This window comes from Pedobacter sp. UYP1, from assembly GCF_040547305.1.
Taxonomy (GTDB): domain Bacteria; phylum Bacteroidota; class Bacteroidia; order Sphingobacteriales; family Sphingobacteriaceae; genus Pedobacter.
Genome location: NZ_JBEPPL010000018.1, coordinates 99,150 through 105,711, shown reverse-complemented (window position 1 = coordinate 105,711; position 6,562 = coordinate 99,150). Strand labels below are relative to the sequence as shown.

Below are 6,562 nucleotides of genomic sequence, written 5' to 3'. Positions count from 1 at the left end.
CCTGGGCGATTTCATTTTTAAAGCAGCAGTTTGGAGTACAGGTTGTTTCAAAAGTTCTGTAAGGGGCATAATGAAACAATCAATGGAAACCGAAAAAGGCATCAGAGAACTTTCGTAAAAGCAGCAAGCCTGGAAAATCAGGATCTTTCCTCTTCGCACTGAAAAATCTAAAAGAATTTTGTGTGGCAGAAGTGCTCGTGATGGACGTAATGTTGGTTTTAATTCATGTTATGATGCAAACTACAGCTATCGCAATATTGATTTTGGCTATTGCAGATTTGATCATCATATTGATCGTTATGCCATTAATTGATAAGAATCTTTATAGCAGCAGGTAAATTGTCAGGTAACTTTGTTTGAAGCCTGATAGAATCACTTTATAATAAAAAACCATCTCCTATACTTAGGAGATGGTTTTTATTATAAGTTTATGATTTCTAAAACTAATAAACTTGTTTCACTCTGCTATCGCCAGAACCATAGTAAAAGTTGACAACCTTTTTATCGCCTTTATTACTTAGCAAATAAGTATTACCTACCCCTCTGTTTGTTACGACGTTTATATTGCTATAATTGCTTAATGCGTAGCTATATGAATCGTAGGATACAGCTTTTAAGATGATACCTTTGGCATCAGATAATAAAACGCCAGCATCATCTCTTTTAAGATGGACATAACCACTACCGCCCTCAGGAGAGTAAGTATAAGCTATCTTTCCATTCGATCCTGTGGTAGCCATTAATTTAGGGGCTGATTGTATCGTGTTCCCGGTTACATCAACTATTTCTACATTAATTTTGGCATTAGCATCGTAGGTGAACATGCTAAAATCTGCATTGTTATTTTGAGTATTGGTGATATTAAGTCTTTCAACTTGAAATTTATCACCTACAGAAGATAATAGTACTTGATTGTAATAATTATAATAAGTATTTCCTGGAATATATAATGTCTTACCAGTCTTGTCAGCTGCAACTTTAAAGTAATAAGAGCTATATACTGTTGGAACTGGAGCATTGAAATTATTCACATTAAAATATGTCTTTATGGTGGTTAGTCTCGGCAAGCTACTTGGAAATGAAGTTATAGCATCATCTTCGGTTGCATTCACATAAAGTTTTTGATCAGCGGTGACTTGCTCAAATGAAAGTGTATATCCATTTGGAGCGGCAGGGACTTTGATACTGTAAATACCAGCTGCATCAGTATATGCCGGAAAATAAACAGTGTAAGACTCTGAGGAATTTGTTGGAATGTTTGCAGCAGCTGTAACTAATACTTTAGCCCCCACTTTTTCTGGGGTATTGTTTGTTAAATCTGTTTCAATATAAAGCGTACCAGTGATCTCATTTGTTAAATCTGTAGTATTCCATAATTTCACATTGCTATTAGCGGCAAGATACTGTGAAATCTGAGTCGCAGCATATCCGGTTTTTGAAACCAGGAAAGTACTTGTTGGGAATAGATATAAGGCCGTAAAAGTAACTATACCTTGCGCATTTGTTTTGGCTGCGAATATTTTTCCTTCAGAAGAAACTGTAACATCGGCATCTGCCAATGGGGCGTTAGAGAGAACATCTACAACTCTTACACTGTAATCCTGCTTTTTTGCAGCGATAGCACTCTTTGTTTTTAAACTGTCATTGAGTTTTACCTGCTCAAGCGCAGCTGTATTAATTAACTGCTGCATAGCAGTAGCACCTTTTTGTTTCAGTGTTTCAAGATCAAGTTCATGCTGATATTTTAAATTCAGCAGGTCTTTCTGGGCATTGATGGCATCGTTCTCGTTAAACTTATCCTTACTGCAGCCAGCAATCAGAATAGCGAACGCCATAACTGTTAAAATAGTAAATTTTGACTTCATATTACGCTTATTTATTTAAGTAAATTTTGAGGGGATGGAACTCTTATTTAAGAGTTGACAGTGGCATAATGATGCCTAGTTTTGTAAGGAAGGAGTTCGTTCTGATATTCGTTCCAAAACCAACTTTTTCCATGTAAGAATATTTATCCCTGGCCGATGACAAACCATTTAAATATCTCATATCTATAAGGAGCAGGAATCTTGAAGTTAGCGGCAATTTTAAATTTGCACCAACTATCAGATTGAACCTTGAAGCATTAAACAGATTGGTTGCGTTCTGTGAAGCATTTACTGTGGCAATAATATCTTCGCCTGGCAAAAGGTTCCCCGTTTTTTGATACCTCTCATTTACATTATAGGAGTAAGCATAGCTTCCACCAATATACACTGATGGTTTCCATAGCGGTTTAATCTTAAATGTGTAATTAATTAAAAGAGGGAGTTCTATACTATTCAGTTTATAAGAACTGTTTTTAACATTTTTAGTCTCAAAGCTCTCTGGTAAATCAAATCTGGTGTCATCTTTGAAACGAATCATGGACCCGCCTTGCTGTAGCGAATTGACCTCCAGTTGCAGACTTATTCCCTTGACTAATTTATAGTTAACTGAAATTCCAGCAGTATAGCCTGTATTTGAGCCAGTTTGAGGTTGTCCTTGAGTAAATTGGTTTAAACTCAAACCTGCCGCTACACCAACTTCAAGTCTGTTTTTTAAAGAATCCTGAGATTTGCTGTGCCCGTCATTTTTCTCGCTTTTCTGCGCCAGGGTAATATTGGTAAGAAAAAATATTAATGTTGTTGTTAAAAGAAAAAGACGTGATAATTTGAAAATTGCCTGGGCAATAAAATTAATTTTAATATAAGATAACATTTTGAGCGTTAAGTGGTTTATTTTCTTAGGCCGCAAATGTATTAAATTATTTGTTTAAGTGTATTTTTGTTTATAAATAAATAATTGACAAGATTTTGTCCGATAGTACTGCTATTAACAGACTCGCAATATTATAATGCTGAAAATTGCAATTGATAACTTCCAGGAGTAATACCCTCCAGTTTTTTGAAAACGCGGATAAAGTAATTAGCATCACTGAAACCAAGCTCATAGCTGATCGCAGCAATCTTTGAACCAGGACTGGCCAGCATTTGTTTTGCACGGTTTATCTTTTCCGTCAGGATAAAATCGTTAGGGCTGATACCCAATTCCCGTTTAAATAATCTGTAAAAGGTAGCTTTGCTCATACAAGCCTTGCTGCTTAGATTATTGATACTTATTTTCTCACTCAAATTAGCTCTGATATAGCCAATTACATAAGCCAGAGGATTATGATTCGTGTCATTGCCAGTACGGCCAATCGTTTTTAAACTTTGTGTCTGCATAATTCTGACCAGTAATTCTTTTAAGGTCAGGTCTGCCAGTACATCCTTTTCTTTTGATCCTTCAGCACAAATCCTGATAATCTTATTGATCAGAAAAGAGATTTCTTCATTGTTGTAAAAATGATATTCCTCATAATTCAGTGACCACTGCTCACCGGCAGTAGTTTTAGGGAAATACTCATTCAGATAACGGATAGTCTGTTTAATCTGATCATTATCTATGGCCAGAGCAATACACTGAGCAGGATTATGGCCAGAAGCCTCGGGGAAATCTATCTCCATCGCTTCTGAAGGGCGGACAATGACAGTCTCTCCCGGCAAATAATCGAAACCCTGCCGATCACAAAGATGCATTACCTTTTTACCGCGCAGCATGCTTGTGATCACAAAATCACTAAAGCTTAAAGGTACTTTATACGACTCAGAATAAGTTTCAAACACATTCAGTTCACAACGTTCCAGCGTATAAGCCGTTCTGTTTTCTACTAAGGTTTGTAAATTCGCTTCCTTACTCAACTCAACAAGATTTAATTTATGCTGCATCATGATCAGTAAATTTTGGTTAGTACTAAGGGCGTATACCCAAATATAAGTTTATTTCAAGACGCTAGCACACTCTTTCTGCAACGATAATGCTACTACTTGCTACAATTGTCCTACCATCGTTTCCAATTAGCCATTACGTTTGTATGAACCAAATCATAAATTCATACCCTCATGGAAAGACCGGCATTTAAATCCCATTATGATAATTTTATTGGAGGCAAGTTTGTGCCACCGGTAAAAGGCATCTATTTTGATAACATATCCCCTGTAGACGGGAAAGTATTTACAAAAGCAGCAAGGTCAAGCAAAGAAGACGTAGAGCTGGCACTGGATGCAGCACATGAAGCTTTTAAAACCTGGAGTAAAAGTTCTCCGACCTACAGAAGTAATATACTTTTGAAAGTTGCGCAGAAAATAGAAGATAACTTAGACTACCTCGCTACAGTTGAAACCATCGACAATGGGAAGGCTATCAGAGAAACATTAGCTGCTGATTTACCTTTGGTAGTAGATCATTTCAGATATTTTGCCGGTGTAATCAGGGGAGAAGAAGGTACCATAGCAGAGCACGATGAGCATACAGTAAGTATAGTACTGCATGAACCGATAGGTGTTGTAGCACAGATTATACCATGGAACTTTCCTTTGCTGATGGCTACCTGGAAAATAGCACCTGCATTGGCAGCGGGCTGTTGTACGGTTGTTAAACCGGCAGAACAAACTCCCGTATCTATCATTATTTTAATGGAGTTGATTGGTGATATTCTCCCTCCCGGAGTGTTAAACATTGTAAATGGCTACGGCCTGGAAGTTGGAAAGCCTCTTGCTACCTCTTCAAGAATCTCTAAAGTTGCTTTTACCGGAAGTACCACCTCAGGTCGTTTAATTATGCAGTATGCTGCTGAAAATATTATCCCGTCGACTATGGAACTAGGTGGTAAATCGCCAAATATATTTTTCGATTCTGTAGGTGCGCAAGACGATGAATTCTTTGATAAAGCAATAGAAGGAGCGGTGATGTTTGCATTGAACCAAGGGGAGGTTTGTACCTGTCCGTCCCGGTTATTAATACAGGAAGGTCTTTATGATAAGTTTATCAGTCGTGTTATTGAGCGTACAAAAGCCATTAAAACACTAAGCCCATTGGATAAGGAAAGTATGATGGGTGCACAAACTTCCAATGAACAGTATCAGAAAATATTATCTTATATCAAAATAGGAGTTGAAGAAGGAGCGGAAGTTTTGACCGGCGGTGGGATTAATAAATTACCTGGTGAATTGGAAACCGGGTATTATATTGAACCAACCATTTTTAAAGGACACAACAAAATGCGGATCTTTCAGGAAGAAATATTCGGCCCGGTGCTTTGCGTAACTACTTTTAAAACAGTTGAAGAAGCTATTGAAATTGCAAATGATACTTTATATGGGTTAGGTGCCGGCGTATGGACACGTGATGCACATGAGTTATATCAGGTGCCACGTGCTATCCAGGCTGGTCGTGTATGGGTGAACCAATATCACTCTTATCCAGCCCATGCACCATTTGGCGGATATAAAAAATCAGGATTTGGCAGAGAAAACCATAAAATGATGCTGGACCATTACAGAAGTGTTAAGAATATGCTGATCTCTTATGACAAGAACAAATTAGGGTTCTTTTAGGTCAGATTGCTTTATTGAATTATTATTAAACCATTTTTTATATGTCAGTTCCTGTTATGAAAGCTGCCCGTTGGTATGCCGCTAAAGATATTAGAGTAGAGGATGCCCCTATACCCTCCACTGGTAGTAAACAAGTGAAAATAGAAGTGCAGTACGCAGGTATTTGTGGCTCTGATTTACATGAATATGCACACGGGCCGATGTTGATTCCTGCGGATGTGCCCTATCCTTTAAATGGGCATATTGGCGTAACCACTTTAGGTCATGAATTCTCTGGCGTGGTAACCGAAGTTGGAGAAGAAGTTAAGCAAGTGAAAGTAGGGGACAGAGTAGTTGTAGAGCCTCTTTTTAGAAATCCTGAAAGTCCCTTTATCGTGACTGGTGAGTACAATTTGTCAGAACCTCTGGGTTTTATCGGGTTGACTTCGAACGGTGGATTTGCGAAGTTTGTTGTCGTAGAAGATTATATGGTACATCCTATTCCAGACCACATGAGCTTTGAGCAGGGAGCTTTGGTTGAACCAGCTGCGGTAGCTGTATATGCGGTGAAAAGCAGCGGATTAAAGCTCGGACAGTCCTGTGTTATATTTGGAGCCGGCCCAATTGGTTTACTCTGTGTACAGGCTGCTGTTGCAGCTGGTGCTGCAACCGTGATCGTTGTAGATGTTGCCGAAAAACGTTTAGAGAAAGCGCTTGAAATTGGCGCTACCCAGGTCATCAATGGAAAAGAGAAAGATGTGTCAGCTCAGGTTAAGCAATTAACTGCTGGCGGTGCGGATATTTATATTGATGCGGCGGGTGTACAGGCAACTTATGATGCTGGAATTGCTAGTTTGAAAAATGGCGGTACTGCTTTATTAGTCGCTCTTTTTGGAAAACCGGTTACAACGAATGCTTTTGATCAGGTGGTGCGTGAAATTACGATAAAGGGGACTATAGCTTACCGGAACATCTTTCCAGAAGTAATTCAGCTGATTCATACTGGCAGAATGCCTGTTGAAAAACTAGTAACTTCAATAATTGAACTTGAAAATATTGTAGAAGAAGGATTTGAAGCATTGCTGAACAATCCTACACAGGTAAAAATATTGGTTAAAATTGCTAAATAA

At 38.3% G+C, this 6,562-nt stretch carries 5 protein-coding genes; 2 read left to right on the top strand and 3 right to left on the bottom strand.

Features of this window, described 5'->3' with window-relative positions; translation table 11 throughout:
* Positions 1-443: 443 nt before the first annotated feature.
* From ABIB30_RS24665 to ABIB30_RS24655, 3 genes are all read right to left on the bottom strand, one after another.
* A complete protein-coding gene (locus tag ABIB30_RS24665) occupies positions 444-1,865 on the bottom strand; it encodes a hypothetical protein (protein WP_354305684.1) in 1,422 nt (473 codons plus the stop codon).
* Positions 1,866-1,908: 43 nt separating this feature from the next.
* Positions 1,909-2,736: a porin family protein gene (locus ABIB30_RS24660; protein ID WP_354305683.1), complete on the bottom strand. Its 828-nt coding sequence runs from the start codon at positions 2,734-2,736 to the stop codon at positions 1,909-1,911.
* Between the two features lie 131 nt (positions 2,737-2,867).
* Positions 2,868-3,788: an AraC family transcriptional regulator gene (locus tag ABIB30_RS24655; protein WP_354305682.1), complete on the bottom strand. Its 921-nt coding sequence runs from the start codon at positions 3,786-3,788 to the stop codon at positions 2,868-2,870.
* 171 nt (positions 3,789-3,959) lie between these two features.
* Between ABIB30_RS24655 and ABIB30_RS24650 the strand changes: the two genes are divergently transcribed.
* Positions 3,960-5,453 (top strand): aldehyde dehydrogenase family protein, encoded by a 1,494-nt coding sequence (locus ABIB30_RS24650; protein WP_354305681.1) that lies wholly within the window; start codon positions 3,960-3,962, stop codon positions 5,451-5,453.
* A 41-nt stretch (positions 5,454-5,494) separates the two neighbouring features.
* Positions 5,495-6,562, top strand: coding sequence for a 2,3-butanediol dehydrogenase (locus tag ABIB30_RS24645; protein WP_354305680.1), 1,068 nt, complete (start codon positions 5,495-5,497; stop codon positions 6,560-6,562).